Origin of the sequence: Sphingomonas sp., from assembly GCF_026460985.1 — a bacterium.
GTDB lineage: Bacteria > Pseudomonadota > Alphaproteobacteria > Sphingomonadales > Sphingomonadaceae > Sphingomonas.
This window is the reverse complement of record NZ_JAPKNM010000081.1, coordinates 1-3,020: the sequence shown is the minus strand read 5'-3', so window position 1 is coordinate 3,020 and position 3,020 is coordinate 1. Positions and strand designations below refer to the sequence as shown.

4 protein-coding genes are annotated in these 3,020 nt (G+C 66.2%); 2 read left to right on the top strand and 2 right to left on the bottom strand.

What is annotated here, in order from left to right; all coding sequences use genetic code 11:
• Nucleotides 1-126: PAN domain-containing protein (locus MT490_RS20355; protein ID WP_363321751.1), on the top strand; the 126-nt coding region annotated here is incomplete at its 5' end.
• Between the two features lie 165 nt (nt 127-291).
• On the top strand, nt 292-1,179 hold the full coding sequence (locus MT490_RS13530; RefSeq protein ID WP_297388584.1) for a leishmanolysin-related zinc metalloendopeptidase: 888 nt from the start codon (nt 292-294) through the stop codon (nt 1,177-1,179).
• 69 nt (nt 1,180-1,248) lie between these two features.
• Here the strand turns inward: MT490_RS13530 and lepB are convergent, their stop codons facing one another.
• Together lepB and MT490_RS13520 are read right to left on the bottom strand one after the other, a co-directional pair.
• Entirely contained in the window at nt 1,249-1,995 is a 747-nt protein-coding gene (lepB, locus tag MT490_RS13525; protein ID WP_297388582.1) for a signal peptidase I, read from the bottom strand.
• 37 nt (nt 1,996-2,032) lie between these two features.
• A partial coding sequence (locus MT490_RS13520; protein ID WP_297388580.1) for a metallopeptidase TldD-related protein occupies nt 2,033-3,020 on the bottom strand: 988 nt, incomplete at its 5' end.

Genomic DNA, 3,020 nt, shown 5'->3' with positions numbered 1-3,020 from the left:
CCGCGCTGCCGCGCCTGGACCTATGTGCGGCCGGGCTATCTCGGTGCCTCGGCACGCTGCTTTTTGAAGGAGCGCATCACGGCGCCGCGGCGCAAACCGTGCTGCGTGTCCGGCGTGGTGCGCTGATGCCGCTTACTTGCTGCTGCGTCCGCGACGCGCGTTGCCGCGCGACACCCGTCGTTCCACCCGGTCTATCTGATTCAAGCTTAGGTCAATTCGAAGGATCTCGCTTTACGGTTCCCTGAGTTCCGTCCGGGATGCTCGCGATCGCCTTTGCACAGGGGATCAGGAATGTCTCGGAAAAGCACGTCGGCGTTTGGCGACAGCGATTACGTCGATCAGGATTACGTATACTCGGCTGGATTCGCCGGCGCCGTGGGCTTCGGCGGACCCGGCGTCAGTGGCATCGACGGCGGACCCGGCGTCGGTGGTGGCGGTGGCGGCGCTCGTCTGGTCACGACCTACACGAGCGGCAATCCCGGCATCGATGATGCCAATGAGTTCAATATCCAGATAAATTTCAGTGGGAAGTGGACGCCCCAGCAGCAGGCCGTGGTCGAATGGGCCGCCGATTTCTACAGCCAGCTCATCACTGCCGATGTCCGCGACGATTTCGATCTCAGCGGCAATCCCGTCGATGACATCGCGATTACGATCAGCAGCGTCCCCATCGACGGCAGCGGCGGATTTCTGGCCCTGACCGGCATCTCCGCCGTGCGCGACCCCGGCAGTGTCGACCAATGGCTCCCGGTCACGGCCTCGATCTTCCTCGATTCGACCGATCTGAAGGATCACAGTCTGTCAGGCACGTGGGATGCGATCATCCTGCACGAGATCGGGCATGCGCTCGGCTTCGTCGGCGGCCTTTTCGGTGTGCTTGGCTTGACCGATGGCGCCGGACACTTCACCGGCGCCAACGCGCAGGCCGCCTATGGCGGCCTCGTGCCGCTGGAAGACACCGGCGGCAGCGGCACCGCCGGCTCGCACTGGGATGAAGCCACGTTCGCGCCGAATGGCCAGCTCATGTCCAACGAGCTGATGACGGGGTTCTTCGTACCGGGCGAGACAACGCTTCTGTCCGATACGACGATCGGCGCTTTTGCCGATCTGGGCTACCATGTTCAAGACCCGTCCGTCGGGACCTCGATGATCGTCGACAGTCACCTGCTGATCGTTTGAGGTCCGACCAGCGCCAGCGGGACGATATGCGATAGAGCGCAGTACCGGAGTGGTGGGTGCTCCCGACGATCAGTGCACGGCGGTAAAGAATCGCGCACCGCGCAAGCCGGACGGCCAGGTCCAGATCGGTTGCTCCTTCGTCTTCAGGTCCCATGACGCGACGATGCCCTCGGCACGGCCGATCAGATCCGCCACGGGCAGCAATCCGACGCCGCCTTGCGCGGTCGCGATCCGGCTGTCGGCCGAATTGTCGCGATTGTCGCCCATGACGAAGAGATGGCCCGCCGGCACGACGACGTCCGGCGTGTCATCAACGGGGTGGTAGTAGCCGTTCAGCTTGAGGATCGCGTGGGTGCGTCCGCCCGGCAACGTCTCGATGTAGCGTGCCGCGGTCTCTCCCTCGTCGGTCAGCGCGGACCCGTCACGCTTGAGAGCGGCCATCTCGCCGTTGATCCACAGCCGCCCCGCGCGCATCTGCACATGATCGCCGGGAAGGCCGATCACGCGCTTGACCCAGACCTGCGAGCGGTTGACCGGATGGCGGAACACGACCACGTCGCCGCGCTGCGGCAGCGCGCCGAGAATGCGTTCGGTGCGTGGCCACGCGATGCTGAGCGGGAGCGAGGCCGAGCTGTAGCCATAGGGATATTTGGTCGCGAGCAGCTCATCGCCGACCAGCAGCGTCGGCTCCATCGAGCCGGACGGCACATAATAAGGCTCGGCGAGCGCGGCCTTCGCGACGATCACCACCAGCACGACGGCGGCAACCTCGGCGATCGAACGGAACCAACGGCGTTCTGGCGAGGGCTTTGACATCGTGGTCTCCTTTTGCCGCCCCCGCGATGGCGGCCGGCTATCCGGTCCCGCCGACCGTGATCCGGTCCATGCGCAGCGTCGGCTGGCCGACGCCGACCGGGACGCCCTGGCCGTTCTTGCCGCAGGTGCCGATGCCGGTGTCGAGTTCGAGATCGTTGCCGATCATCGAGACGCGATGCAGGTCGCTCGGGCCGTTGCCGATCAGCATCGCGCCCTTGATCGGCGCACCGACCTTGCCGTTCTCCAGCTTGTAGGCCTCGGTGCACTGGAACACGTATTTGCCCGACGTGATGTCGACCTGGCCGCCGCCGAACGACACCGCATAGATGCCGTTCTTCACCGAGGCGATGATCTCTTTCGGGTCGCGCTCGCCCGCCAGCATGTAGGTGTTGGTCATGCGCGGCATCGGGACGTGGCCGTAGGATTCGCGCCGCCCGTTGCCGGTCGGCTTCATGCCCATCAGGCGCGCGTTCTGCCGGTCCTGCATGTAGCCGACGAGGATGCCGTCCTCGATCAGCACGGTGCGGCTGGTCGGCGTGCCCTCGTCGTCGATGGTGAGGGAGCCGCGCCGGTCGCTGAGCGTGCCGTCGTCGACGACGGTCACGCCCTTGGCGGCGACCTGCTGCCCCATCAGCCCGGCAAACGCGGACGTCTTCTTGCGATTGAAGTCGCCCTCGAGCCCGTGGCCGACCGCCTCGTGCAGCATCACGCCGGGCCACCCCGCACCGAGCACCACGTCGAATTCGCCGGCCGGTGCCGGCACCGCCTCGAGATTGACCAGCGCCTGGCGCACCGCGTCGTCGACCGCGCCCTTCCAGGCGCCAGTTTCGATGAATCGCTCGTAGCCCTCGCGCCCGCCATAGCCGTGGCTGCCGCTCTCTTGCCGGTCGCCGTCCCCTGCCACCACCGAGACGTTGACGCGCACCAGCGGGCGGATGTCGCGATAAGTCTCGCCGTCGGCGCGCAGGATCTCGACCACCTGCCAGGTCGCGCCGAACGACACCGACACCTGCCGTACCCGAGGG

What these genes read in the sequence shown, in the direction of transcription:
- MT490_RS13530 (WP_297388584.1), top strand. Translation starts at nt 292, where the DNA reads ATGTCTCGGAAAAGCACGTCGGCGTTTGGCGACAGCGATTACGTCGAT.
- lepB (WP_297388582.1), bottom strand. Translation starts at nt 1,995, where the DNA reads ATGTCAAAGCCCTCGCCAGAACGCCGTTGGTTCCGTTCGATCGCCGAG.